The sequence below is a fragment of the Pedobacter sp. V48 genome (assembly GCF_000523515.1).
Lineage (GTDB): Bacteria > Bacteroidota > Bacteroidia > Sphingobacteriales > Sphingobacteriaceae > Pedobacter.
In genome coordinates, this window is the sequence record NZ_AWRU01000008.1 from 1 (window position 1) to 25,040 (window position 25,040).

Annotated in this window: 25 protein-coding genes and 1 tRNA gene; 12 read left to right on the top strand and 14 right to left on the bottom strand. The window is 40.2% G+C overall.

The window, feature by feature from the left end; genetic code table 11:
* Window positions 1-221: 221 nt before the first annotated feature.
* On the bottom strand, window positions 222-785 hold the full coding sequence (locus N824_RS09195; protein ID WP_048904866.1) for a type 1 glutamine amidotransferase domain-containing protein: 564 nt from the start codon (window positions 783-785) through the stop codon (window positions 222-224).
* A gap of 336 nt (window positions 786-1,121) precedes the next feature.
* The gene (locus N824_RS09200) at window positions 1,122-2,597 is read right to left on the bottom strand and encodes a family 43 glycosylhydrolase (RefSeq protein ID WP_048904867.1); all 1,476 of its coding nucleotides are present in this window, start codon (window positions 2,595-2,597) and stop codon (window positions 1,122-1,124) included.
* 231 nt (window positions 2,598-2,828) lie between these two features.
* On the opposite strand from N824_RS09200, the gene N824_RS09205 reads away from it, so the two are divergent.
* The 4 genes from N824_RS09205 to N824_RS09220 all read left to right on the top strand — a co-directional run bounded on the left by N824_RS09205 (window position 2,829) and on the right by N824_RS09220 (window position 8,108).
* Complete coding sequence (locus tag N824_RS09205) at window positions 2,829-3,530, top strand: sterol desaturase family protein (RefSeq protein WP_200869855.1); 702 nt, start codon at window positions 2,829-2,831, stop codon at window positions 3,528-3,530.
* Window positions 3,531-3,763: 233 nt separating this feature from the next.
* Entirely contained in the window at window positions 3,764-4,306 is a 543-nt protein-coding gene (locus tag N824_RS09210; RefSeq protein ID WP_048904869.1) for a DinB family protein, read from the top strand.
* Window positions 4,307-4,945: 639 nt separating this feature from the next.
* A complete protein-coding gene (locus tag N824_RS09215; protein ID WP_048904870.1) occupies window positions 4,946-5,530 on the top strand; it encodes a GNAT family N-acetyltransferase in 585 nt (194 codons plus the stop codon).
* Between the two features lie 220 nt (window positions 5,531-5,750).
* A complete protein-coding gene (locus tag N824_RS09220) occupies window positions 5,751-8,108 on the top strand; it encodes an ATP-binding protein (protein ID WP_048904871.1) in 2,358 nt (785 codons plus the stop codon).
* Window positions 8,109-8,191: 83 nt separating this feature from the next.
* Here N824_RS09220 and N824_RS09225 read toward each other — a convergent pair whose 3' ends face one another.
* The gene (locus N824_RS09225; RefSeq protein WP_048904872.1) at window positions 8,192-10,735 is read right to left on the bottom strand and encodes an SEL1-like repeat protein; all 2,544 of its coding nucleotides are present in this window, start codon (window positions 10,733-10,735) and stop codon (window positions 8,192-8,194) included.
* A 317-nt stretch (window positions 10,736-11,052) separates the two neighbouring features.
* Between N824_RS09225 and N824_RS09230 the strand changes: the two genes are divergently transcribed.
* Window positions 11,053-11,484, top strand: coding sequence for an alpha/beta fold hydrolase (locus tag N824_RS09230; protein WP_048904873.1), 432 nt, complete (start codon window positions 11,053-11,055; stop codon window positions 11,482-11,484).
* A 218-nt stretch (window positions 11,485-11,702) separates the two neighbouring features.
* Here the strand turns inward: N824_RS09230 and N824_RS09235 are convergent, their stop codons facing one another.
* The 4 genes from N824_RS09235 to N824_RS09255 form a co-directional block, all read right to left on the bottom strand.
* Window positions 11,703-12,287, bottom strand: coding sequence for a hypothetical protein (locus tag N824_RS09235; protein ID WP_161662289.1), 585 nt, complete (start codon window positions 12,285-12,287; stop codon window positions 11,703-11,705).
* Window positions 12,288-12,998: 711 nt separating this feature from the next.
* Window positions 12,999-13,757 carry an SDR family NAD(P)-dependent oxidoreductase gene (locus N824_RS09245; protein WP_048904876.1) on the bottom strand — a complete coding sequence of 253 codons (759 nt, stop codon included), beginning with the start codon at window positions 13,755-13,757 and terminating at the stop codon, window positions 12,999-13,001.
* A 27-nt stretch (window positions 13,758-13,784) separates the two neighbouring features.
* Complete coding sequence (locus N824_RS09250) at window positions 13,785-14,408, bottom strand: NADPH-dependent F420 reductase (protein ID WP_048904877.1); 624 nt, start codon at window positions 14,406-14,408, stop codon at window positions 13,785-13,787.
* 30 nt (window positions 14,409-14,438) lie between these two features.
* Entirely contained in the window at window positions 14,439-15,191 is a 753-nt protein-coding gene (locus tag N824_RS09255; RefSeq protein WP_048904878.1) for an SDR family NAD(P)-dependent oxidoreductase, read from the bottom strand.
* A 106-nt stretch (window positions 15,192-15,297) separates the two neighbouring features.
* Here N824_RS09255 and N824_RS09260 point away from each other — a divergent pair, with 106 nt between their 5' ends.
* The gene (locus tag N824_RS09260) at window positions 15,298-15,675 is read left to right on the top strand and encodes a helix-turn-helix domain-containing protein (protein WP_048904879.1); all 378 of its coding nucleotides are present in this window, start codon (window positions 15,298-15,300) and stop codon (window positions 15,673-15,675) included.
* A gap of 389 nt (window positions 15,676-16,064) precedes the next feature.
* Here N824_RS09260 and N824_RS09265 read toward each other — a convergent pair.
* A tRNA-Ser gene (locus N824_RS09265) sits at window positions 16,065-16,149 on the bottom strand.
* Window positions 16,150-16,524: 375 nt separating this feature from the next.
* Here N824_RS09265 and N824_RS09270 point away from each other — a divergent pair.
* The 3 genes from N824_RS09270 (at window position 16,525) to N824_RS09280 (ending at window position 18,553) form a co-directional block, all read left to right on the top strand.
* A complete protein-coding gene (locus N824_RS09270; protein ID WP_048904880.1) occupies window positions 16,525-16,992 on the top strand; it encodes a hypothetical protein in 468 nt (155 codons plus the stop codon).
* Window positions 16,993-17,065: 73 nt separating this feature from the next.
* On the top strand, window positions 17,066-17,614 hold the full coding sequence (locus N824_RS09275) for a hypothetical protein (RefSeq protein ID WP_152542123.1): 549 nt from the start codon (window positions 17,066-17,068) through the stop codon (window positions 17,612-17,614).
* A 348-nt stretch (window positions 17,615-17,962) separates the two neighbouring features.
* Window positions 17,963-18,553 carry a DUF4202 domain-containing protein gene (locus N824_RS09280; RefSeq protein WP_048904882.1) on the top strand — a complete coding sequence of 197 codons (591 nt, stop codon included), beginning with the start codon at window positions 17,963-17,965 and terminating at the stop codon, window positions 18,551-18,553.
* A 61-nt stretch (window positions 18,554-18,614) separates the two neighbouring features.
* Here N824_RS09280 and N824_RS09285 read toward each other — a convergent pair whose 3' ends face one another.
* Window positions 18,615-18,854: a hypothetical protein gene (locus tag N824_RS09285; protein WP_235207048.1), complete on the bottom strand. Its 240-nt coding sequence runs from the start codon at window positions 18,852-18,854 to the stop codon at window positions 18,615-18,617.
* 367 nt (window positions 18,855-19,221) lie between these two features.
* Between N824_RS09285 and N824_RS09290 the strand changes: the two genes are divergently transcribed.
* On the top strand, window positions 19,222-19,686 hold the full coding sequence (locus N824_RS09290) for a hypothetical protein (protein ID WP_048904883.1): 465 nt from the start codon (window positions 19,222-19,224) through the stop codon (window positions 19,684-19,686).
* A gap of 837 nt (window positions 19,687-20,523) precedes the next feature.
* On the opposite strand, the gene N824_RS09295 is transcribed toward N824_RS09290, so the two are convergent.
* The 5 genes from N824_RS09295 to N824_RS09315 form a co-directional block, all read right to left on the bottom strand.
* A complete protein-coding gene (locus N824_RS09295) occupies window positions 20,524-21,018 on the bottom strand; it encodes a nucleotidyltransferase (RefSeq protein WP_084498256.1) in 495 nt (164 codons plus the stop codon).
* Window positions 20,996-21,436, bottom strand: a complete 441-nt coding sequence (locus tag N824_RS32130) for a hypothetical protein (protein ID WP_048904884.1) — start codon at window positions 21,434-21,436, stop codon at window positions 20,996-20,998. Before N824_RS32130 ends, N824_RS09295 begins: the two co-directional genes overlap by 23 nt.
* A gap of 497 nt (window positions 21,437-21,933) precedes the next feature.
* A complete protein-coding gene (locus tag N824_RS27885; protein ID WP_084498257.1) occupies window positions 21,934-22,311 on the bottom strand; it encodes a DoxX family protein in 378 nt (125 codons plus the stop codon).
* A gap of 68 nt (window positions 22,312-22,379) precedes the next feature.
* Window positions 22,380-23,645, bottom strand: a complete 1,266-nt coding sequence (locus N824_RS09310) for an RNA polymerase sigma factor (RefSeq protein ID WP_048904885.1) — start codon at window positions 23,643-23,645, stop codon at window positions 22,380-22,382.
* Entirely contained in the window at window positions 23,645-23,986 is a 342-nt protein-coding gene (locus N824_RS09315) for a YciI family protein (RefSeq protein WP_048904886.1), read from the bottom strand. The genes N824_RS09310 and N824_RS09315 overlap by 1 nt, the downstream gene beginning before the upstream one ends.
* Window positions 23,987-24,014: 28 nt before the next feature.
* On the opposite strand from N824_RS09315, the gene N824_RS09320 reads away from it, so the two are divergent.
* Together N824_RS09320 and N824_RS09325 are read left to right on the top strand one after the other, a co-directional pair.
* Window positions 24,015-24,206: a hypothetical protein gene (locus N824_RS09320; protein WP_048904887.1), complete on the top strand. Its 192-nt coding sequence runs from the start codon at window positions 24,015-24,017 to the stop codon at window positions 24,204-24,206.
* 59 nt (window positions 24,207-24,265) lie between these two features.
* On the top strand, window positions 24,266-25,040 hold a 775-nt coding region (locus N824_RS09325), incomplete at its 3' end, for an NmrA family NAD(P)-binding protein (RefSeq protein ID WP_048905051.1).

The window sequence follows — 25,040 nt, forward strand, 5'->3', positions numbered from 1 at the left end:
TTCCCTACACGACGMTCTTCCGATCTTAGCTGTCCGACCCACGGCTGATTTCAAAGAAAAAGTTGTAAGGCTTGTTATAGAAAAAGGAGTACCTTTCTTACTTGAGAAACTATAGCTAGTTTCTCCTCAAATGTGTGTTTTGTCATAAATAGCGAACCCCAAAAGTTTTTGTCTAACTTTTGGGGTTCACTTCATTCAGCACCCCTTTTGTTTTTACCTTGTCAGGAATGTTGCCCTTCGTGGATTCCCTCTGCGAATTCTTCCACGATCTTTTCGTTAAAAGCGGGGAGATCCTTTGGACTTCGGCTGGTGACCAGTCCTTCATCAACAACGACTTCTTCGTCGTACCAATTGGCGCCTGCATTAACAAGATCAATTTTTATGGTTTTTGTTGAAGTTAACTTTCTGCCTGCCACAACTTCTGCTGTAATTAACACCTGTGGACCATGACAAATCGCTGCCACAGGTTTTCCTGCACTAAAAAATGCTTTTACAAACGCAATAGCCTCCTCATTCTTTCTTAAGGAATCGGGATTCAGTACACCGCCTGGGATTAATAGTCCATGATAGTCGTCAGCGTTCGCTTCCTTGATCGTTTTGTCAACATCGACTTCAATGGTCCATTCATGATCGCCTTTCATGGCTTGTATCTTACCTGATTTAGAGGAGATGATATGTACCATAGCGCCTTCTTCTTTTAATCTTTGAACCGGGCTGGTCAATTCTGTTTCTTCAAAGCCATTTTCGGATAAAACGGCAATGTTTCGGTTGCTTAATTGTCCCATAATATTTTTTTTAGATATACGACTTTATGTTTTTGTATGATAAGTACAACACACGACAACTTTGTTTTGTTCCTCGATTTTTAAAGCAATATTAATGAGTTGAAGATGGAGATAGTATTTGAAGATGAGGTTGTTCCAGAATGCGACTGGCAAAATCGATAGAATGTTTAGCGTAAGGGGTTGCTGTAAAAACAAAAAGCCTGCTAATCAATCATACGATTTGCAGGCTTTTTTTGTAAGTTTTGGTATCATCTCAGGGAAGAGGGGGGATTCCAGTTCTTAATACAGTTAGGAAAACAGACACTGTTTTCCTAACTGTAAATCTAAATAATAAAACTAGGGATTTTCAAACTTCCAAAGCTGAGGATCTGCCCCATTCCATGTCCACGACTGTACATCTGCCCCTGGTGTCGGGTCTCCATTCACTATATCAAGCACATTGTTTCCCGCCTTTGCCATAATGCGGTACCAGCCTCCTCCCACAGATTCAATGCGCCATTGCTGGCAATCATTAGGGAAAACGTCCCAAACCTGGACATTTGCCCCGCGATCAATTGCACAAGCATCCAGATCTAATGATTTATGATTAGGCAGTTCCGATATAATTTTATAAAACCCATTGTTTAAATAGGTAAGGTTCCATTTCTGTCCATTACAGGTGGTACGCGTCCAGGTCCTTACATCGGCATTGCCAACGGCACATCCTGCAATATCCAGATATAAGCCAGCACCAGAAACTGTATTCACCTTTGACCTGATGGCATACTGCCCATTGGGTATTGGATTAGGTATCAGGCAGGGTGTGGAACCCGATGATTGGGTTACACCCGAAACAGAAATGTTTATTGGCATAATATTACCTGCTCCATCGAAAAACATCCTGTCAATAGCCACCTGGCGTTCATGTATATTCGTACTGGTACGCCTGTGGTAAACAAAGAAATACTCATCACTGCAGCCTGGTTTTCTAAGCACGGCATTATGGCCTGGCCCTTTTATGGCGCCAAGTGGTGATGTAATACGTCCTTTAGCCGTCCATGGGCCCATTGGGTTAGATGAAGTAGCATATTCTACATGATAATCGTCGCTGCTGAAATCATTAATGGAGTACATCAGATAATAAATACTGTTTCTTTTAATGAGGTATGGTGCTTCAAAATAATTAGACGGCTTATTGTGTCCTCTGGTACCTGTCAGTGATATCATATCATTATTAAGCCGCTGAATGTTTATCGTGGTATTTCCCCAATACATATAAGCCTGACCATCAGTATCTACAAACACCATCGGATCTATTGGATCAGTTCCATCACCAGTTGCAAGCGCGCTGCCTTTATCCACAAACGGACCTGCTGGACTATTGCTCACAGCTACACCGATTTTTTTTGCAGCAGTATAGTAAAAATAATAGTTCCCATTTCGTGCAACCACACAAGGTGCCCAGCCATCTGTATGCGCCCAGCTAACATTTACTAAATCTAATACAATGCCCTCATCGGTCCAGTTTAGTAAATCCGTTGATGAGTAGGCATGAAACTGGCTGGCATTTGGTCCGGTAGCAGTGGGGTAAATGTAATATTTGCCATTTGCATAAATGATATCGGGATCTGCGGTTGCGACAGGTAAAATTGGATTACCACTCATTAAATCAACAGATAGTAATTGCTGTTTTGCCTCACTACTTTTGAGCGTAGCTTTGGAAACAGATTCAGGATCTTTTTTTGCGCATCCAGAGAAAATTGAAACAACAATTGTTGCATAAATGAATAAAACGCTTGCCATTGACAAACGGTCCGGTGAGTTGATTTTCATACGATTTCTATAATTTGGTTTAACCTAATTTACTGTTTCCATACATTCAATTCTGATCAAAAATTTGTGTAATCGTATCATTTATGCAATGGGAAGAACGAGTCTTCTTCGAAAACTAAATGAAGTAGGATAACAATACTCATCTTGCTCGGAACCAATCTGACGCCCTCTTTCTGTGGGAACAATTTTGAATTTCATACTTTTATGGGCTAATCTAAAATTACCTGTATTTTGAATCTTTTGTCATTTTTTAAAAATATATCTTGGCTGGAATGGATTGTTTTTAGTTTGATAGCTAATATATTTTTGTATTTGTTTTCAATTGGACTTTACCTTTTTATTGACAAAACCTGTTCAAAAAATAAGATTCAAGCAACTGATCATCCTTTTCTAAAATCTGATTTGTATGTAAGTTTTCTAACCGTGTTTCTCAATAGTGTTGTGATGTTGATCGGGGTTTATTTATGGGAATCGGGATGGATTAGATTAAGCGAATCTAAAACGATCCTGGCGCTTCTTATCGAAGTTATAGTCATTACCCTAATGATGGACCTGCTGATGTATATTTTTCATTATCTGGTGCATCATCCGCTTATTTATAAAATTTTACACCGCAAACATCACGAACATACGAGTACTAATTTTCTGAGCCTTTTTGTGTTGCATCCATTTGAAGCATTAGGCTTTGGGTTGATGATGATCTTTGTTTTTATGTGGTATGATTTTTCTATTTTTTCCATTTCGTTTTATGTATTCATCAATTTGATTTGGGGAACTATCGGTCACCTAAATCGAGAATTCTTTCCAAAATGGATGGAACAATTATTTTTAGGAACGACAAAATTTCATAACCAACATCATTTAAGTGAACAACGAAACTTTGGTTTTTATACCTCTATTTGGGACAGAGTGTTTGGGACGCATCAACCTTAATCGATCAATGTTTTTACGCCAAATACGTGACTAAATGCAAATCCGATAGGAAATGGTTTGAGCAATGCTCATTTGGGTACCCAAGCCGTCTTCACGGCGTTAATGAAATCATTTCTTGATTATTTTGAAAGTTTTACTAATCCTTAGAACCAAAGCGATTCTATTAATTGAAAAAAGAGTAAACCAAATTTAATCTCCGATTGTCTGAAAAGGAACACTAGTAGATCGCAGATATGAAAAACATACCTAAACCAGATGATCAGCAACTCCTGGTTAACGAACCGCCATTGGCCAGAATCATACCAGACAATAATCTGATCTGGCACCTTCACGAAAACATTAAAAATACCATTAACGATTTGCAAAACCTGACTGAGCAAGAATTGCTATATCGATACGCACCAGGCAAGTACAGCGTCAAAGAAATCGTTATCCACCTGATCGATATGGAGCGCGTTTATAACTACCGCATGTTGCGCATCGCCAGGAATGATCCGAGTCCTATGGAAGGATTCGACGCAGAAGATTATGTAAAGGCATCAGGAGCGGATCATAGAACAATAAAAGACTTATTGGATGAACTCAGCAGTCAACGACAGGCCACCATTACTTTACTCAACAGCATTCCTGTTGAAAATTTTAGTCGTTCAGGACTAGTTAATGGTCATTCTGCTACTGTTAGTGCGCTCGCTTACCACATCGCGGGGCATGAACTTCACCACATAAAAATCATTAAAGAACGTTACCTGAATGCATTGTTTTATGATTTGCCTTAATCAATGCTAACCGATGTTTAAAAATCAGATCATTATGCGCTAATCCTTACTTTGTTGCTATAATGATTTGATTTGCAGAACATTTGCTCAGAAAAAGTCAGATGCCATTGCACTGGAAAATCAGGCTTTTAATCTTCATTTCTTTTGTTTGGGGTGAAGGATTTCAGCTGTCTCTTTTTTCAGTTCTTCCAGTTTTTTGGCTGGTTTGCCAGTCTTTTTTCTCAGGACAATTAATCTTGCCCGTAAATTGATCGCCCTTTCACCTGTTATGGCTTTATTGTGCTTATCGAACTTTTACATGATCCAGGGATTTACCGTAATATTCGGAAAATTTCAGGCGGAAATTTATTAAGATTTGTGAATAAGATGACAGCATTCTTTTTTATTAATGCGCTTCTCTTCGGCAATGTGAAAAAATAGCTAAATTATCATTATCATTTTTTCATAAATCCTTGTAAATGGCATGTAGATAGCTTGTTATATAATTGTGGGTTGTTTTAGTGAAGGTTTTTTTTTGTAATTTTATTTTTGCCGCTCTTATCTGACTGTTGGGGTTTGAATTGGTAAATACGACTTTCATATTATCCGGCCAAAAGCATTATTGACTGACCTCCCTATAATTTATTGAAGCATAAGAAGATGATAAAAGCAAAAATTAAGGACAAAGAAAGGATTATAGAAATCCTGTCCCAAGCGTTTGAGCAGAATCCTGGTGTAAACGCGGTGATTACGCAAGACCACAAAAAGACACTTAGAATTAATTGTTTGATGCGGTACGTTTATCAGCTCTGCTATTTGTTTGGAAAGATCTTGATTTCTGATGACGGGATGGCTTGTGCATTGGTGTTGTATCCCGGCCGAATGAAATTCTCTCTCAGGGTAATCGGCTGGAACCTTAACCTGATGTGCAGTGTGCTTGGATTCGATAATGCTTTGAAAATACTGAGACAGGAAGCTTTAATTAGAAGGCAATATCCCAGGAACAGCTACTATCTTTGGTTCATAGGTGTAGACCGTAGCTACACCAATATGGGGATAGGTTCTGATCTGATGGAAGAGCTTATCGCTGATGCGGATCGGCGGAGCAGGCCAATCTGCCTGGAGACAACTTCCGGACAATTAAACTGGTTCAAGAAATTGGGGTTTGAATTGTCTGACGAAACTGCGCCTGCCTGGGGGCATTATTCCCTGCGTCGGCAAGCCTTTAAATATTTCCTGGAATAAGCAGGTTCGGCTGTACCTGCAAAACGTTTTTCAACAAAGCGATCTATTGTATGTTTTGTATTTGCTGCGCTATGGTTGTTGCCTATATGTTTTGCTCTGAATAAGAATGGGCAAGACACCACCTGATCCTTCCCATAAAGTTCTGAATTTGCAGGGAAACGTTGCTCAAATTTAAGCTGGAAAGAAATCTGCTGGTAAAAGTTTTGGCTGACAAATTGTTATGGTAGAAAAGATATTCAATAATACCGTAATGCGCACCAAAAAGAGATTGACTAAAGCGGAACTCCTTGAAGAAAATACCAGATTAAAGGCTATTTTGGATAGCACCAGTGCCAGTATTTTTTCTTTTGATCAAAATTTCAACTACACTGTATTTAATAAAGCACACCAGCAAACCGTGAAATTGGGCAGAGGCATTGATCTTAAAATTGGTGACCATTACCCGGAACTTGCAGGAAGGGATAGCGGCATTGATCAGGATAAGGTGATAGAGATATTTAAACAGGTAATGGCCGGGGAAACTGTGGAGACCATAGAAGCGTTTGGTGAGCCTGGTTTGTACCGTGCGTATTTTAGTATGATCTGTAACCCGGTGTATGGGGATTCCGGGAAGGTTACGGGAATGACCGTTTTCTGTCAGGATGTTTCTGAAAGGGTGCGACTGGAAAAAGAGCATCAGGAAAAAACCCGTCTCTTAGACGGATTTTTGGAGAATTTGCCGGTTATTGTTTACGAAATTGATAACCAGGGATTAATTACCCGATCCATTGGTTCGGGATTAAAGACGATGGGATTGAGGGATGACGAACTGGTGGGCAGGAATGCTTTTGAGCAATTCCCAGCTGCAGTAACGCATTTACAAAGCGCTTTTTCCGGTGAGGCAGGTCTGTTTACCACATCGGTTGAAAGGAAAGGGCGAAAACTGATTTTTGAAAATCATATTTTTCCACACCCTGACCAAATGGGCAGCGTGATCGGTTTTGCGTTGGACGTTACCCGGCAAAACGAGGCAAAAGAGGACCTGAAAGGCGCCCAGGAGGAATTGCAGAGAATCATCAACTTATTGGATACCAGTCAGCAGATTAGTAAAACAGGAGGCTGGGAACTGAATGTGCATACCGGTTCCGTTTACAGGACCAAATACCTGAAGTTATTGTCCGGGATCTTAGATGAGACCACGACTGTAGCGGAAGCCGTTTCTTTTTATGCTGATGCAGATTGCACCAGGGTAAAACAAGCCGTAAAAGAGGCCATAGCTATTCAACAGCCTTATGATTTGGAACTCAGGACCAAAACGTCAGGAAAATGGGTAAGGAGTATTGGAATTCCCATCGTTGAGCAGGGTAAAACGGTTAAATTGATGGGCGCAGTGACAGATATCAGTGAGCGCAAGCTGGCTGAACTGGAGCTTTTAAAGGCCAAGCAGGTCGCTGAAGAAGCAGCAGATGCCAAGCAACAGTTCCTGTCCAATATGAGCCATGAGATCAGAACACCGATGAATGCCGTTATTGGGATGACGCATTTGTTGTTGCAGGAAGATCCAAAGCCTGAACAGATGGATAACCTGAAGATCTTGAAATTCTCAGGAGAAAATTTACTGAGTCTGATAAACGATATACTGGATTATAGCAAAATTGAATCGGGAAAGATCGAGTTTGAATTGATTGATTTTAACCTGAGGGAACTGGTGAACAACATTCGACATGGCCAACTTCTCCAGGCACAGGATAAGGGAATCAGCCTGGAATTAAAGGTTGATCCGGGTCTTCCGGAGGTGATTACCGGAGATCCCGTACGCCTAACACAAATCCTGAATAACCTGATCAGCAATGCGATTAAGTTTACCAACGAAGGTTCCGTCGGGGTTGAGCTTTCGATAGTGAAAAGTTCAGGTGACATTTTGGAAATTAACTTTGTTGTCCGGGATACGGGTATAGGTATTGATCCCGCCCTGAAAGATTATATTTTTGAAAGCTTTACCCAGGCAAGTGCGGATACTACGCGGAAATTTGGCGGCACGGGTCTGGGGCTTGCAATTACCAAAAAGCTGATTGCTTTGCAGGGTGGTCATATCCATGTGGAAAGTATACCGGGAAAAGGATCCACCTTTTCATGTCATATGCACTTCAGAAAGGGCGTCAGAAGATCAGGATATCCGTTTGTAGGATCGATGCAGGAATTTAGCAGTCTTGCGGGCTACAAAATCCTGCTGGTAGAGGATAATGAGATCAACATTATGGTTGCCAGTAAGTTTATGCAAAAATGGGATCTTGAGATTGACCATGCAGTGACGGGTAGGGAAGCTGTGGAAAAAATAAAGGCGAATCGGTATCACCTGGTCTTGATGGACTTGCAAATGCCGGTGATGGACGGTTATACGGCCTGCCGGATGGTAAGAGGTTTTTCCGAAAAAAGATTTAAACAACTTCCGATTATTGCGCTGACCGCTTCTGTTTTAGCAGAAATTGGCACGAAAGTCACGGAGGCGGGTATGAATGATCTCATATCCAAGCCTTTTAACCCTATGGAACTCTACTCGAAAATTACCCAGTATCTCCAGGTTCGTTCCTCTTCATAGAAGGCATATTGCAACGTAAACACCAGGATTCAACATACGAAGAGTTCACAATATTTTCAAGTAAATGGGAAAAATCTATTGTTCTAAAAATCAAACCAGCCTTTCTTTTTGACCACGAGGTCTTCCGGTATTTCCAACCCCGCTGCTTTGGCGGCATCGATATGCTGCTGTACTTTGTGCTTATCCTTAAAGCCTGTTTCATTCTGATAAATCAGGGCGAGGTCTATATGTGCCTGCTGATACCCACGGTCTAAGGAGCGTGTAAAGCTTTCTATTGCCTTCATCACATTTTTGCTACTTCCTAATCCATTTAAATAAAAAATACCCAGATTGTAGGCGGAAACATCAATGCCTTCATCATCGCCAAGCTGATAATACTTCAGTGCTTTTTCGTACTCGCCTTTTAAATCATACAGATAACCTAACCAGTTATTCCTGGGTTCACCCAGATCTGCAGCAGCTTGGTAGTATTGAAGGGCCTTATCGTTATTGGAGGGAAGCAGCAGATCTTCGGAATACAAATCACCAAGATTGTTATTGGCTATTGCCAGTTGCATTTCAGCGGCTTTATTTAGCCAAAACAAAGCCTTTTCTACATCAACAGGGGTACCCACTCCATGCTTATAACACATACCCAGTCCATTCATTGCATTTTCATTACCGGAAAGGGCACTTTTATGGTACCAATAGAAAGCTTTATCATCATCAAGGAATCCTTCAATGTTATAATAGAGGTGCGCAAGGTTGTTCATGGAAAGTGCATATCCTTTTTCGGATGCAATGGTGTCGTAGCATATTGATTTTGCATAGTCCTTGGCGTTGTAAGCTGCTATTGCCTTTATACACAGCTCATGAGCAGAGAGCAGTTCATGGGTTATTTGTCCATCGTTTCTGCTAAGTCCTTTTCCGTAGGCTAAAAGTCTTTTCCTGCTTTCAAACTCAAAATAGTAAGCATAATCCTCGCCGGCGTGTTCCAACGCAGCTGATTTAGGGGTAGGAGTGATTCCAGTCTCACTAACGGAATAAACATCATCTGCTTTAAATGCGTAAGCAAAACCATCTTCATTAGGTTTCTGAACAACCAGGTCAAATTCAAAATCGCTAAACTCATTGTTTTCCGCATTAGCGATACTCCACATCTGTTTTTTTTGCAATGTGAAAACAGTTTCATGAAGCCAAAGGATTTGTTGATAATTATCAAGCGGGATTAACCAGGATGGTTGGTTCGGATTGCCGTCATAAATTCCTTTTTTCTCTCCAAGATGGATTAATGCAATGTCACTTATCCCGTCGTTAACTCTGGCACGGATATCCAAAATTGCATCATACAGGCAGGGCAGCACATAGTTTTCATTTTTTCTGCTGATGGCGCCATGCTTCTTGTCTTTTCGGATCACCAGCAAGTCGTTGAAATTTGTTTGTCTGTTTATTTTTTCAAATCCGCTATCCAGCAGGCTTCCGTCCCTTTTGTAAAGCAAGCTGGAATTAAGACCTTTATGGGGCTTAATCAATAGCAGTCCGTTATCCAGATTTTCTATAGAATCAACTGGAAATTCGCCAAGGAACTTAAAAAACTCATTGTAAATCTTTTGGTTTTTCTGTCCACTAATCTTGGTATAATAAAAACCATATCCGGCATCAATCACCTCTGTGTGTTCAAAATCAATTACAGCCCGACCGGAAGCATCAATGACACCCCAGAAAGTTTCTTTTTTTGCATTAAAACAACTCCCATTCCCAATCGTTTCTATTTCGTCATAAACAAACTCAGTAATCTGATTGCCTTTTGTGTTAATCAATCCTGATTTTTTTTGCAGTGTAGCTACTGCAACACCTGAATATTCGAAATCATAGGCATCCTCCCAGATTAGTGGAATTGCCATACTTCCAGCGGTATCTACATATCCATATTTGCCATTTTTTGACACTACCGCTAAGCCCTGCGGTCCAAAGCTGTAAAATTCATCAAACTGGGCGTTTAGCAAAACCCGACCATCCTTATCTTTTAGCCCCCAAAGTTTATTTTCTTCAAATATTTCATAGGGAAGGTCTTCTTCAAAAGATACCCAGATACAGGACCATCCATAATCGTAACCTTCATAATTTAACAGTTCCGGGAAAGAAGTAAAGCTAGGGCTGACATCGTTAAGATCTTTATAATTCAGCAGGCTGATATCTCCTGCGTCCATCGCTTTCGTTATTATCTGATTGTTATGGGCAATGTTAGCCAGCCAAAGTCTGGCCTGTTCTGCATGAGGCGTATCCTCCATATTCAAAACGTCCCAGATGTCCAGGTGAAAGTAGCGTCCTGTAAGCTTATCAAGGTAATTGAACAGCTTGTCGCGGGCGTCTTTGAACTTTTCTATCTCTGTGATCAGACCAGGCTGACCTTCTAGAAATTTATAAAACCGCTTCAGGTTTTCAATTCCAGGTTTGGATTCAAAGTATAATCCGGAATCATTAGATTCCACGTGATTGTTGTAATTATTACCTGAAATGAAACCTCCCTTTACTAATAATGGCTGGAGCATAAGCGGCATTTCGTAGCCCCATTCCATCATTATCTTATCAGCATTTTCGGCAATTGATGGGGTATTGATATTGTATAAATAGGCGCGGTGTGACATTTAGTTTGTATTAATTGGCTTGCAAATGGTTCTGAGCCTAGAGCCAACTTTATGCCATTTATTAGTGTGAAACAATAAATCATTACATTGGCATAAAATATATTGCCTAATGAAGCTATTTGTTTCTCTATTTCTGTTTACAATCTGCGCCTAATTTACTTTCGGACAAAACGTTGATCATCTCATAAAGGAAGAAAGCCTAAAAGAACTGGAACAACAATTTTTTTCAGGTTCCAAATTTCAGGAAGATTTTCAATTTGAATTTCAAGAACCTTTTACTGAATTAAATTTTCTGACCGCCGATACCTATAAATTAAATGGCTTACTCTTTAAAGCAGGGGCAGTCAAACGGATTGATATTCTACCTGCATGGCAGCAATGATGCTCTTGATGTTTGTGGGAAAATTGCGCCTTTTTATACTAGTCTTAACTATGATACTTTCATTCTTGACTTTCGAGGATATGGGAAGAGTGATGGTAAGGTGAGCAGCGAATCTCAATTGTCCGGTGACATTCAAATCGTATATGACAATTTAAAGAAAATTTATCCAGAGTCGAGGATTATTGTGATAGGTCAGTCAATAGGTACCGGGCCTGCTGTAATCCTTACTGCAAACAATAATCCTAAATCTCTTATCTTGCAAGCGCCCCATTATAACCTGGCGGATTGGATATCCAACCTTGCACCGGATATAGATACTTCCGGTATGAAATATCAACTTAAGACTTATGAGTTCTTAAAAAAATAAAAGCTCCTGTAATAATTTTTCACGGAAACGCTGACGATGTCATATCCGTTAACGCTTTTAAGAAACTCAGTTCATTTTTTAAGAAAGGTGATCAATTGTTTATTTTGAAAGGCGAGGGGCATAACAACTTTATCAATAATGCCGAGTATTTAGAAAGGATGAAGACGATCCTTCAATGATATGAGCTGAGAAGTTCAGGGTGACAGACCTTTTTTAGCTTAAGTTCGCTTTTTCCAAAAACCTTTTTCGTCAAGAATTTTTAAATAGTGGTTATATGGCTCCTTGGCGTGATGAAGTTGATACAGCTGGTCAGTTAGCGCTCTGAGAAAGTTAAAGAAAATTGAAAAGTCTTCTTTTGAGTTATAAAGCCCACCCCACTCATTCAATATCCAATTTAACATTTTTCCATCCCGAGTGGTGATCGAGAATTTAAGGTAAGGAAAATCAGCATCTGTTTTTTTGTAATAGTCGAGCTGTATTCCACCCAATAACCCCATTTGCCTTACAGGAACCCGAATGGAGTATATTTCCGAAAACAAAACAGAGCCGAAACAGGAACTGGTAAAACCTGCTTCACTTAGTAAAACAATTTCTGTCGACTGCCTTTCGGATACCGTTTTAAACAGCTTATAAATGGCCACTAGCATTAAAGGAAAGGAGATCAGCAATAGCCAGACCGGGAGAAGCGGGTGTGCCAGCAAAACGATGGCTGTTAGTGGAATAGTTAGCAAGGTGATAAAAAACCAAAACAGAATAGTTGAGGTTCTTTTGCTATTATTAAAACTGAAGCGATAGCTATTCATAAATGACCATTTTGGATAAGTATCAAACTGCAATTTCGGAATTCTTGCCGTAACGAAAGAGAAATTAATTGATGAAATTTTTAATTTAGCAATACACACAGAACTGTTAATTGTTCTACTCACTGCAAACATCTTCACAAAAAGAACACGCATATGAACAAAGACTTTGAAACATTTAAAAACAATAAATCATGGTTTTTCGAAGTATCTGATAAAGTTGTAATTCTCTCTTGCTTTTGTTCTCATCTAATAAAAATCTGAAATGATGGCATCAAATAGTTTTAATTACTGAATGCCGATCATCTCTTGTTTGCGAGGTCTTCTGTTTGGATATTTGCTGTTGATTRMWYRAWYMACANTNCKGTNTSTWTTGNTAMNTYAWAWMTTNCATNTRAWYWKKKKGYRTYNCYGWSCYRKWTWSNATSKGAWTKTWKYKMATTGCCGTCCCGGATAGGATGGCAATGTTTTTTGAACCTGGTTTTTCAGGGGCCAAAACTTTATCTTTACGTTGAGAATTGATGCATATTTTGGTATGTCCTAAAAAGCAAAAAGCCTGCTGGTCATACGATTTGCAGGCTTTTTGCTGGTTTTGATGCTTTTTTGGCGGGGTTAAAGGGAGCCGATTAGAACATCTTTCTACAATTTTATCCATTATCAAAGAAATTATTAAGCCAAATCTGTGAGAATGATTTTATTTAAAAGTAAAAAAAATTAAAAACCATACATACCACCCGAAACGGAAATTTGCTCTCCCGTGATCCAGGCTGCATCATCGGAAGCCAAAAATACGGCTGCTTTCGCAATATCTTCAGGCTGACCTCTGCGACCAAGCGGTGTGTTGGCAACAAACATTTTTTCATACTCACTGCCAGGGGTGACGCCCGCACTAATTGCACCTTCTGTTTCCGTAGCGCCCGGCAAAATAGAATTGATACGAATATTTTGTGTACCCAGCTCTTTCGACAAAGAGATTGTGATGGCATCTAATGCGGCTTTAGTTGCGGAATATAAAGAGGCTCCCGGAAGAGGCATCTTGCTGGCACCCGAACTGATATTGATGATATTGCCGCCCTTATCGCTAAACAGTTTTAAGGCCGCCTGGATAGTCAATATCGGGCCAAGCACATTCACGTTGAAACTGCTATGAAAAGTTTCTGCTGATATCAATTCTATCGGGGCGTATCCCTGATAAACAGCATTGTTGACTAATATATCTAAGCCGCCGAAAGCCCGCTTTGTTTCTTCAAACAGGCTGGTTACATCAGCTTCGTTCGACACATCCGCCTGTACCGCGATGGCTATGCCGCCATTGTCGGTTATGGTTTTCACCACTTTATCTGCGCCTTCTTTACTTGAGGCATAATTTACAACAACTTTTGCGCCTGCTGCGGCAAAGTGTTTAGCGATAGCTGCACCTATTCCTTTTGAAGCACCGGTAACTACCGCTACTTTGTTTATTAATTTACTCATGATTTCTATTATATAAGATTTGATTTATTAATCGAACTTGACCAGGTCCTTAAAGATGAGTTTGCCCCAGTTATTTCCGTGCGCCTGCACAAGCAGTCCGCCTTCCGAAAGCCCACCCAATTGGATTGGTGAAAAACCGAGATTTTTTGCAAGCTCACCGATCTGAGCTGCGGTACTGTCATCGTCGCTTGCCAGATAAACGACTCTCCTTCCACCGTGTACGGCAGGATCTTGCTCAAGAATGGCAGCGCCCAAATGGTTGAAGCCCTTAACCAGCTTCCCGCCGTTGAAGGCTTGCGCAACGACCCTTGCGGAAGGCTGTCCTCCCAGTTGCTCAAGCGGCACGCCATAGGCGTTGGTCACATCGATGATGGTTTTTCCCTGCCAGGTGGGTAGCACTTTCGCGACATCTGGGTGCGACTCGAAACGCACGGCCAGAAAGATAACATCCGCCTTCAGGGCTTCCGCCAGTGTTGTGGGAATGATCCCGGGTCCGATAGCGGCAGTGGCTGATGAAAAGCTCTCCGGGTTGCGTGTGGTGGCAACGGATACTGCGATGCCCTTGCGGGCAAACGCTTTGGCTAAGGCATGGCCGATTTTGCCAAAGCCGATTATTGCGTAGCTAGCTACTTTGTTTTCTGATATACTCATTTTGAGATTATTTTATTTGGATAATGTCAATTACTTAGACAAATAGGTCATACCACCATCAACGATGAGTTCAGCACCCAACATAAACGAAGAATCATCAGAGGCCAGGAAAACCGCTGTTTTACCAATGTCAGCTGGTTGCCCGATTCTGCCGATCGGCATTACACTTGCAAAGTGTGTTTTTACAGCTTCAATTTGTTCTGCGGGAACAAACTTTTCAAATGCCGGTGTATCTGTTGTACCAGGAGTTATCACATTAACTCTGATCTTTCTATCTAAAAGATCGCTTGAAAATCCTTTTGCAAAATAGATCACAGCCGCTTTTGCAGCACCATACAGCGTAAAATTTGGATATGCCCGATGCGCTGCATTTGATCCGATCAAAATAATAGAACCGCCATCATTTATATAGGGCAGTGCTTTATTTACAGTGAAGTAAACACTTTTCAGGTTTAAATCAATTGCTTTGTCAAAGTCAGCTTCGCCAAGAGTTGCCACCGTACCTACGGCTCCGCCACCGGCGTTGGCTACGATTACATCTATTTTGCCGAATTTTTCAGCTGTTGATGCAAACACTCTTTCCAGGTCGGCAAGGTTGGTTACATCAGCATTGATCGCTATAAAATTATCGCCGAGCTGGGCTACAGCGCTGTCTAAGGTTTCCTGGTTTCTGCCAACAATAACGCCTTTAGCACCTTCATTTTTGAATTCCTGGGCTATGCCAAAGCCAATGCCACTATTACCCCCTGTAATAACTGCTACTTTATCTTTTAATCTACTCATTTTCAATTATTTTAAATTTGTTTCTCAAAGATACTATCGATAGTTTATATTTGTAACTATTACAGTTTATTCTGGTTACCGCTGGGTAACTACAAATTTTAAAAATATGAGAGACGAAAGATTTTGCGCTTCGAATTGTTCATTTACGAGAGCTATTGGCACAATTGGCAATAAATGGAAACCAATAATCCTGAATGTTATCGGCACCCGTACCATTCGTTTTGGTCAGTTGGATTCCATAGTACCACTCATTTCCAGGAAAGTATTGACCGAACAATTGAAAGAATTGGAAGAAGACGGACTATTGGAAAGATTAGCCTATAAGGAACTACCGCCCAGGGTAGAATATAAGTTGTCTGAAAAAGGCTTAGCTTTTTTGCCAATTTTAGAAAGTATAAAAGAATGGAATTGCAAGTATGAGGTAGCTCCAATGCCCGGTGAGGCTGATAAAAAAAGCAGGATAAATTATGCCCGGACGGTGTAAAATCGAAACTTGAGAATGACTGATTTCTTCTTTTTCTCCGCTTAATATCCGGGAGTCTAATTGATTTTTCAACCTATTAATTTAGCGAAATATTTAACCTTTCTTGCTGGATAAAAGGGTTTCTATTACCGGCTTATAGTGGTCGTGCTTATCAAATTTTAAAGATTTGCGATAATACTCAATTTGCCGGCAATTTTTGAAGGTGTTTCTATCACTCAACAGCACGCTATTTTAAACGAGGTGTTCAAACATAGTCTCATGTTCAGAGAGGGGGTGTTTAGAATACCTTGGATGCATCCGGAGTATGAACATACCTTGTTGAAATTAAAACAATTAAGGCCACTCGATTTCGAGCAGCCTTATGATAATTCCAATGGAATCTCGTATTGCGGAGAGCGAGGGATTCGAACCCCCGGACCTATGACAGTCAACAGTTTTCAAGACTGCCGCATTCGACCACTCTGCCAGCTCTCCGCGACAAAAGTACAAACTCAGATCGATTCTACAAACTCAGATTCACATATATTTCATATTAAATTAATATGGGGTATATGTGAATACTTAATCCATTGAACTACAACTTTTTTGTAACCGGGCAGCCTGAAAGCAAAAGTTAAGAGGTTGCGAAATAGAATTGGTACGGGCAGAAAGAAGAGATTGTCATGCCGCTCTATTTTTATTTTGATTCAGAATTGACGACTTTTCTAATGTGATCTCAATCCGCGAATATTCTCGTCTTGGTTTCTGCACAATTTTATTCAAAATCAATCAAATAGTATATATATTAGATATTTAGATAAGAAGCTCTTCTATTTTGCGAAAAACGATTTTCAATATTAAAACATTTCAATGGAACCCCTTATTATCAGGAAAGCAGCGCTAAACCTATATCTTTTATTAGTACTGTCAATATTATCTATACTCGTTTTTATCTACATTTTTTATGGGGATTTTACAATTATAGCTGTAGGCATCATTGCTGTTTTTTGTATATTTCCTATATGGCTGTTTATTTACGCACTTCGCGAGCTCATTAAAAAAACACCTCATCTTACTTTTACCGAAGAAGAACTGATTGTTAAAAATCGTGATTTTTATACATGGGAAAACATCGCGGATTTTGCATTCAGCGTAGAAGAGGTTGGACGTGATAATGCCGGGAGCATTTATAAAAATTACATTACCCTATCATTAAAGGATGGTACCTCAGCGAAAATTCCGGTATCCCATCTGGACAGGAAGGCCGATGAAATCCTATACTTACTTAGGGAATATAAGCGGGAATCAGATGATGCAAAAAGGCCCTCTAGACCATAAAGTTTTGAATCCCCGGAATGTGACTTGAAGTATGATGGAATGAACAAATTTTTGTTAAGAAAGGAAACAAATTATGATAAATAGGACGACCTTAATGCTACCCTTTATCTTACTGATGGCTTGTGCCGACAGTAAATCAACAGGCAAGCAAGTAAAGCTCGAAGGTGCATTTATTGCAGACCCGGAACACCACATAAAGGATCAGCCTAAAATTATGCAAGGTGACAGCACAATTCTTTATACAGGTTGGTATCACGTTGTCAATAGCGGTAAAGGTCTTAAACGGGAATTGGATAAATCGAAGGAAACCTATTTTATAGACCCACATCCAATTGTTACTGCAAGCAACTTCAGCACCTTTTTAATTGACGGATCAAATGTGACTGGATCAAAACATTCTTATCGGTTGGTTATGGAACTTGACGACGAAGGAGCAGACCGTTGGTCCGTTGCAACAAAGAAGTCAATCGGGAAACAACTTGCATTCGTTCTTGATAACCAACTTTTTTATGTTGTAAAAGTATTCGGCCAAATCGACAATGGTATAACAGTAATGGATCGGGGCAGCGATTCAAAAGAAGACATTGAAAATATCAAAACAATTATCGAAAGTGAGCGGTAGGCCGGCATGTTTAGGTAATAACGGCCACTCTTTTCGGATGAAATAAACAATGAGAGATCAGCTCAGGGTGATGAGGCGACGTTCGGTAAAGTAGGTCGCCATACAATTCCCAATGAAGGATCTGGTGAACGAGTACTTACGCTTATTTATGAATAGTTTTAATAGATTTAATCCCGATTATCTATTGAAAATTACACAAGAAGTGAATTTAGTGGAGTCGTTTTCCTCAGTAGTGTATTTTTCTCGTATAAGCGCCATATCAGCGCCAGGTTTCACATAGACGACATCTGATAGTAATGATTGAACCAAACATTTTGAATTAACAAGGAAAGACGGTATTTTGAGTGCATGAGTAAATTGAGTATCATCTTCGAGGTTTTTGATGAATATAACAGGCAAGATCCGCGCATTTTTGAATGGGAAAATACGGGTTATCCGCAGGAATATTTTTTTGCTATTAAGCTATATGATTGGGTATTACAACTAGATGGACTGGCAAGTGAAGAATTGCTCATAGCATCGCGATGCCAGCATATCGGTCGCTGGGAAATTCCACGCGAGAACTACCAAGAGGGCAGAGAGCCTTACCTTAAATGGCGTAAAGACTTGGCCATGCATCACGCCACCTTATCTGCCGGCTTGATGAAGCAAGTCGGATATACGGATGATCAGATAGCGCGCGTTTGCCAAATACTGTTAAAAAAGCGAATTAAAGGAGATGCTGATGTACAAACGATGGAAAACGCACTTTGCCTGGTGTTTTTGCAATACCAATACGATGAATTTAAAAATAAATATGAGAACGATCCTGAAAAGATGCTTAATATTCTTCGTAAATCACTATTAAAAATGAATACGCACGGGCATCGATTCGCGCTTCAATTGAAGTATAGTCCTGAGGGGCTTGCCTTAGTCCAGGCGGCGGTAGATAGCCTGTAATTAAATGAAAAGGTCCGTTCAGTCAACGATTAATTCTAGATAACAAATTCGCAAAATTATTTTATCCTATAAAAGATAGAATTTCATTAAATGGTTTTCCAACAATAATTCCATAACATGAAATCAAAAATAAAACAGCTATAATTATTAAAACCATAGGTTTGTACCTGAACACCATCCCTTTCTTTTGAGTATACCTATCATATACCAATCCGATAGCCGGTTTTCTATAGATATAAGAATAGATATTACATGACGAGAACAAACCAAGCAGAATTATAAAATGGAAAATCCGTTTCATTCAATTTAATTTTGGCCACCCAAAATACCTTATAATTAATCAAATTCAGAAATAATGGTTTTGAATTATCAAATCGTCGTAAGAGTTTGTCGAGTCCTGATTATTTATCACTATAAAGTTATGGGTAGACCTATATTATTGAAATGCACATACAGTGGGAGAAATGCGTAAGTAATCCGTAGGAGATTGCAGAAATGAAAAGAGGGAAATGATTCAATATCGTTGAGTATCAAAATATTTTAAGAACTTCATTCGAAAATTGACTAAAGCGTTTAATTTGTATGACAAAGATTTCTTCAATATATTCTAAATCAAGTCAAAAACATGGCGGTAGTAAGAGGTACTTAACACACAACATTTTATAATAATGGAAAGAAGACAACCTTTTTGTATTGCCTTAGGACAAAATCTTATCGTCGCAATTTTCAATGATGAACTTGAGGAATTGCAAGATTATGCCATGGACGCAGGCGATGCATTGTGGTATATTATGGGGACAGATGCCTGGTTGGAATTGCAAACAAAAGACACCAAATCCGCACTTGTGGCCAGAAGCTACGACAAAACTTATTTTACTTGCTTTGTAGATGATGAAATCGTCGAAAAAATAAAACGCTTTGAGGAGGGTGGCATTATTGTCCTTTCGTCAAATGAAGAATTAAGACAGGAAGACCTCTTGAATGATTTAGAAGAAGATTCAAGCCTCGATGATATTGGTTACTGGATTGAAGACAAGAGTGAAAAGAAAGGTATGGATATAGGAGGCCTCATATTTTGTTATTACTCAATAGAGGCAAGAAAAAGGCTTCATGGGAACGATTATATCGATTAATAACTGGCTCGGACACCGGACCTAAGTCCTGTTCAGACTCCCGGGAATAAAATCGTTCCGGTCAAACCTTTTTACGGTATAGCTTATGCTTACCTAGCCTGCTCTGGCCTAACACGAACAGTCAATATGTTTTGCCTAACAACAATATAATGACCTTTTTAAAATCCTAAATAAATATAAAATCCTGCTAATGATACTATTTATGAGGTCTTTCCTATCCGATACTGTAGGTGTATATGGTCATTAGCCAGTGTCATCTTATTTTATCTAGCATGGAAAGAACAAAGAAGAGATATCAGGATCAATCAACATGCCCTTAACCTACAAATCAAGGAGCTAGAAGATACTAGAATGGTGTACAAAGAGCAGTCGGACACTTTTAAAACGCAGGGTTTTGAGAATACTTTTTTTGACTTGTTACAACTCCATTCTAACACAGGATGCGGCTTACTCGACAAATGGTTACCCTCAAAGGCCAGATAACGGCAAAGAATACTTGAGAGCCCTTATTGTTGACGAATCTTGTGCAATTTCTGAAATATCGAGGGTGGAAGTTTCCAAGCCATGATCGTACCAGATATTCTGTTTCCAGTTTACCTTAAAGGAAGCTGTTTTTTCATCGCTGAATGGGGAGTGATACCGATAATCCTGGTTGGCTATTTTTTGTGGATGATGGCCTAATGAGGCCGTTTAGGTCACGAGTTCAAATTGCTTTGCGCCGGAACAGGTTAGTTTTCCATACTTCATCTTTTTCGTTTTCACATTAACTCGGTACTGCCGTAACACTTCCTTTCCTGTTTTACGGATAATTCTTTAATACATTGTTTAATAATACCCCTATAACTTCGGTCCTCTGTTCTTTTTTTGTGCCTGGCTTTTTTTAGGTACTATGGTTTTAATTTCCTGGACATCGGCAAGGTCCATTTTTCTTCCAGATGCTATTTTATTTGCCAGCAAATCCTGAAGTCCGATGTAGGAAATTTCAAGGTCGCCTTCAACAAGCTTTTGTCGATTCTTATAAGCCTCTGTAAACTCAACTCCGTCGATATTGTTGAGTATGTCAATCCGTAGTGGCGGATAACCAATCTGTGAAATATACCCCGGCTGTAAAAAGTCTTCTTTCTCAAATCCTAAAGAAGCCATACCAAAAGCATTCATAACCTTCAGCAGTTTTTGTGCGTTCGCTTCGGATATATTAATCCAGATATCCAAATCACCGGTATAACGTGGTTTGCCATGAAATGCCATTGCGTACCCGCCAACTACCATATATTCTACTCCATACTCGTTTAGCAATTGGACAAAATCCTCAAAATCTTTTGCCAGTATCATGATCTGTTTTTATTTTGTTCACTATTGTTTTATCCATTCGCTGATTTTTTTCGAGCATTTGACTGACCAAAAAAGTTACAGCTTGCGCACGTTTAGCAACTGGCTGAGACCGCCAATACTGCCAATCATGCGCCTGGTCTTCTGCTTGTTTCATTTGCACTCTTCGTAGAACCAGGACAATAGACCTTTCGTTTACGGCTAGGGGTTTGGGTTTGGCAATAATCTCTTTCCGCTCCACCCGGACTATTTCATTTTCGTAGGCTATTCTCTCTTTTCCCAAATAGTTATTAAGGGTGTTATAATTGTACTTAGGATAGCTGAGGCAGAAATTTTTCAGGTTGGAGAAAACCTCAACCTCCATTTGCCTTTTCCAATGTACAAGCACGACCCTTTTTCTAATTAAATTTTCCTGTTTCACACACAAATATAGCTAATATTATCATTTTATTGGTCAAATTTCTTAAAAAATTCCTCTTTTGGAGCAACTCGCGCCATATAAAGGATATGCAGCTTTCCAATTAATGAGCCGTCAAAATAATAAAGGAAATAAAAGACGGTAGTCAGGCGACCCTCGAGGTCTAGATGAAATCCAACAAGCAAAAGGTTCAGGCTAAAAAACTGGACTGGAAAAGGCACAGGAAAATCTATTCGCGTTAGAGGAGAAATGGATCAGGAGTGAAATCTCAAAAGATACCTACGACAGGTGGCATCACAATTATAACGATAATGTATTCTGCTATGACTCACTCAACTTGAAAATTATACCCCTTTTAAGCATTCGATGCTTTTTAGGATGTATAATACTTTCAAAATCGCCCTTTTCGAAGCGAAATCGACTGATCAACCTGGCCGTAATAGGAGGCCACTTTATACCAAGGTTGGTGGCCTCCTATCGAATAATCCATGCTTAGCTTCCTAGGCTGTCAGGATAGTTTCTTTTTTTGGGAGCTTATACAGGAGCAAGATAAGTATCAGGTAGAAGATCAAAGAAAACGCAGGCTGTGCGGCTTCGATAAACCCGTAACCGCTATTGCATTTTGCGATAAAAGCAGAGACCATACAGATACAGAAACCGACATATACCCATTCTTTGATCCGTTGAGGCACCTGGGGTATTAGCAGTACTAAGGCACCGATTAATTTGGCTATGGTCAGTTCTATCCGAAAGTAAACCGGAAAGCCCAGGCGTGCGGTAAACTCTGCCTGATGGGTCTCGGCATACCATGCAGCGAAGATCATAAAAGCGGACATCAGGCCTGTGTATAGCCAGTAGTTTAAAGATTTCGTTTTCATTTTTTAAGTTTTAAGTGAATCTGGCCTAATGACGACCGGGTAGGCCGGATGGGGACAAAGCCAGCCGCTCAGATGATCTTATTATGGGTTTTCTTTTTGGTCAACCTTTCAATCTCCTTTATCAAGGTTTTTTTTTCTGTGCCGGATTTTGTCAGATTGATTGCTTGCTGATAATGTTCGATAGCAGTATCAATGTTACGCTCTGCGTATAAGTAGCCCAGCAATGCATGGTAAGAATTGCTGTGATTGTCATTTACTTTTTCCGCTTCGGATATCGCTTTTTCATTGCCATAAACTTTGGCTAACGCGAACAGCCTGTTCAATGCAGTGACAGGCGAATCTTCGATATGGATGAGCTGATCATACAGCTGTAAAATATGGTCCCATTTGTTTTGGTCGGTTGGTGTGGTGTGCCAATAAGCAATACCCGCTTCTAGGTGATATTTTGTAACTTCATCCCCGCTGCAGGCATGTATTAAATAATAATTACCCTTTTCTATCAATGCATTGTCCCATAAACCTTTGTCCTGGTCTTCAAAGAGAATGGCTTCTCCCTCAGGATTTGTCCTCGCTTCCAGTCTTGAGCTCTGAAAACACATTAATGAAAGTAAGGCATAAGTTTGAGCGGTTTTAGTCAGCGGGTTATCGGTCAGCACCAGGGCAAGCCTGGTGGCTTCTGAACAAAGGTCTTTTCTGATCACCTGATTGTTGGTTTTTGAAAAATACCCTTCGTTAAAAAGCAGGTATAATGTCCTCAATACGGTTTCCAGGCGTTGTCCGATTTCTTTTTCATTCAGTTCTTTAATTCGAAAATGGTCTTTTCGAAGCTGGTTTCTCGCCCTTAACAAACGTTTCTTGATGGTTTCGGTTTTGGTTAGAAAAGCATTTGCAATTTCTCCCACACTAAAACCGCAAAGTATTTGCAAGGCTAAACAGATTTGGCTTTCCATTGAATTACCGTGCTTGCATACTGCAAAGATCATGGCCAGCTGGCTATCCGCTATAATTTTAGGATCGAATTCAAAATCTTGCGGGTCTGAAACTGGATCTGAGAAGACTTGTTTTTTGACCTGCGATTCAAAAATAGCTGTGTGTTTAAAGTAGTCTTTAAGCTTGTTTTTAGCAACCGTATAAAGCCAGGCCGTTGGATTTTGCGGTATTCCGTTAATAGGCCAGTTTTCCGAAGCTTTTAAAAAGGTTTCACTGGCAATATCTTCGGCCAGTTCAATATGGGCTAAACCAAAATGACGGCACAATACTGCCGTCATTTTAGCATATTCCTGCCGGAATAGGTGCGGTAGAAGTTCCTCAGACGATTCTACGACGGGCTTCATTAATCACGTTTTAAAACTTCTCTCACTTCAATGTTTCCGCCAATTTTGAAAATGGGGTTAGATTTTGCAATTTCTACGGCTTCTTCAATGGTGTCGGTTCTGATCACAATGTAGCCACTTATAAATTCCTTGATTTCGGTGTAAGGTCCGTCCGATATCACATTGTTAGGTTTGATTGTTCTGGCACTTGCATGCGTTGGCAAAAGGGTATTTCCTTTGTCTGCCAGTTTATTTTGTGAGGCAATGCCAGCAAGCCAGTTCATTCTTTCCTGCATTTGTTCGGGCGAAGGTTTGAATTCTGTGGTGGTGTTTAGTCTGAAAATTAATGCGAACTCTTTCATAATTAATTGTTTTTTCTGCTGATGACGATTGAAATTACAAAAGGAGGACAACAATATACAGGAACTGTCAGGAATTTTAAGATTTTTGAACGGGAAGAGGGAAAGAAGATTTAATTGGGCAACAGGAAATGAATTTGGCCGGGATATGATCTGGCACTGGACGGCTGCAAAGGATGTTTTGGGTTTGGCCATGGTCATTTTTTCTATTGGGTTATTATAAATATAAACCTTCTTCGGGATGCTTTGTTTTTTCTGGAGTGTTCATTAAAACAAGATTTTATGCATATCATTTTAGGAGGCACCGGAAATATCGGATCTGTTTTGGCGACAAGGTTGCTGGAACAGGGGGAAAAGGTGACGATTGTTTCTCATGATGAGAAAAAAAGAAAAGAGTGGGAGGATAAGGGCGCGAAGGTTGCGGTGGTCAATGTACTGGAGGTGGAAAAATTAAGAGCGGTGTTTGATGCCGGAGAGCGTTTGTTTTTATTGAACCCACCTGCTGATCCCTCGACTGATACGGTTAAAGAGGAGGAGAAAACGGTAACGGCAATCCTGGCAGCGTTGCGTGGATCTAAAATTCAGAAGGTGGTAGCCGAGTCGACTTATGGTGCCCAGCCGGGTCAAGGGATTGGTGATCTGGGGGTGTTGTTCGAGATGGAGCAGTCTATAGGTACGATGGGTATTCCCACGAGTGTGATGCATGGAGCTTATTATATGAGCAATTGGGCTTTTTCGGCTGATCAGGTCAGGGAAACGGGGAAACTGCATAGTTTGTACCCAACGGACTTTAAGCTGCCCATGGTGTCTCCTGCGGATATCGGGGAGTTTGGGGCTGGCCTGATGCTGGAACCTTTGGTGAAAACGGGGAATTATTATATCGAAGGGCCGGAACAGTATTCGCCGGATGATGTGGCGAAGGCTTTTGCCCAGGCACTGGATAAGCCTGTGGAAGTGGTGGTGGTTCCTGAAAGTGATTGGGTTTCGTATTTGCAAAAGGGTGGATTTTCGCTGGCTGCGGCTGAGTCAATGGCGGCGATGACCAAGCTGACTTTGG

What these genes read in the sequence shown, in the direction of transcription:
- N824_RS09195 (WP_048904866.1), bottom strand. Translation starts at nt 785, where the DNA reads ATGGGACAATTAAGCAACCGAAACATTGCCGTTTTATCCGAAAATGGC.
- N824_RS09260 (WP_048904879.1), top strand. Translation starts at nt 15,298, where the DNA reads ATGAGAGACGAAAGATTTTGCGCTTCGAATTGTTCATTTACGAGAGCT.
- N824_RS09225 (WP_048904872.1), bottom strand. Translation starts at nt 10,735, where the DNA reads ATGTCACACCGCGCCTATTTATACAATATCAATACCCCATCAATTGCC.
- N824_RS09220 (WP_048904871.1), top strand. Translation starts at nt 5,751, where the DNA reads ATGGTAGAAAAGATATTCAATAATACCGTAATGCGCACCAAAAAGAGA.
- N824_RS09295 (WP_084498256.1), bottom strand. Translation starts at nt 21,018, where the DNA reads ATGATACTGGCAAAAGATTTTGAGGATTTTGTCCAATTGCTAAACGAG.
- N824_RS09215 (WP_048904870.1), top strand. Translation starts at nt 4,946, where the DNA reads ATGATAAAAGCAAAAATTAAGGACAAAGAAAGGATTATAGAAATCCTG.
- N824_RS09200 (WP_048904867.1), bottom strand. Translation starts at nt 2,597, where the DNA reads ATGAAAATCAACTCACCGGACCGTTTGTCAATGGCAAGCGTTTTATTC.
- N824_RS09290 (WP_048904883.1), top strand. Translation starts at nt 19,222, where the DNA reads ATGGAAAGAAGACAACCTTTTTGTATTGCCTTAGGACAAAATCTTATC.
- N824_RS09255 (WP_048904878.1), bottom strand. Translation starts at nt 15,191, where the DNA reads ATGAGTAGATTAAAAGATAAAGTAGCAGTTATTACAGGGGGTAATAGT.
- N824_RS09230 (WP_048904873.1), top strand. Translation starts at nt 11,053, where the DNA reads ATGGCTTACTCTTTAAAGCAGGGGCAGTCAAACGGATTGATATTCTAC.
- N824_RS09245 (WP_048904876.1), bottom strand. Translation starts at nt 13,757, where the DNA reads ATGAGTAAATTAATAAACAAAGTAGCGGTAGTTACCGGTGCTTCAAAA.
- N824_RS09315 (WP_048904886.1), bottom strand. Translation starts at nt 23,986, where the DNA reads ATGAAAGAGTTCGCATTAATTTTCAGACTAAACACCACCACAGAATTC.
- N824_RS09275 (WP_152542123.1), top strand. Translation starts at nt 17,066, where the DNA reads ATGATAAATAGGACGACCTTAATGCTACCCTTTATCTTACTGATGGCT.
- N824_RS09270 (WP_048904880.1), top strand. Translation starts at nt 16,525, where the DNA reads ATGGAACCCCTTATTATCAGGAAAGCAGCGCTAAACCTATATCTTTTA.
- N824_RS27885 (WP_084498257.1), bottom strand. Translation starts at nt 22,311, where the DNA reads ATGAAAACGAAATCTTTAAACTACTGGCTATACACAGGCCTGATGTCC.
- N824_RS09235 (WP_161662289.1), bottom strand. Translation starts at nt 12,287, where the DNA reads ATGAATAGCTATCGCTTCAGTTTTAATAATAGCAAAAGAACCTCAACT.
- N824_RS09250 (WP_048904877.1), bottom strand. Translation starts at nt 14,408, where the DNA reads ATGAGTATATCAGAAAACAAAGTAGCTAGCTACGCAATAATCGGCTTT.
- N824_RS09280 (WP_048904882.1), top strand. Translation starts at nt 17,963, where the DNA reads ATGAGTAAATTGAGTATCATCTTCGAGGTTTTTGATGAATATAACAGG.
- N824_RS09210 (WP_048904869.1), top strand. Translation starts at nt 3,764, where the DNA reads ATGAAAAACATACCTAAACCAGATGATCAGCAACTCCTGGTTAACGAA.
- N824_RS09285 (WP_235207048.1), bottom strand. Translation starts at nt 18,854, where the DNA reads ATGAAACGGATTTTCCATTTTATAATTCTGCTTGGTTTGTTCTCGTCA.
- N824_RS09310 (WP_048904885.1), bottom strand. Translation starts at nt 23,645, where the DNA reads ATGAAGCCCGTCGTAGAATCGTCTGAGGAACTTCTACCGCACCTATTC.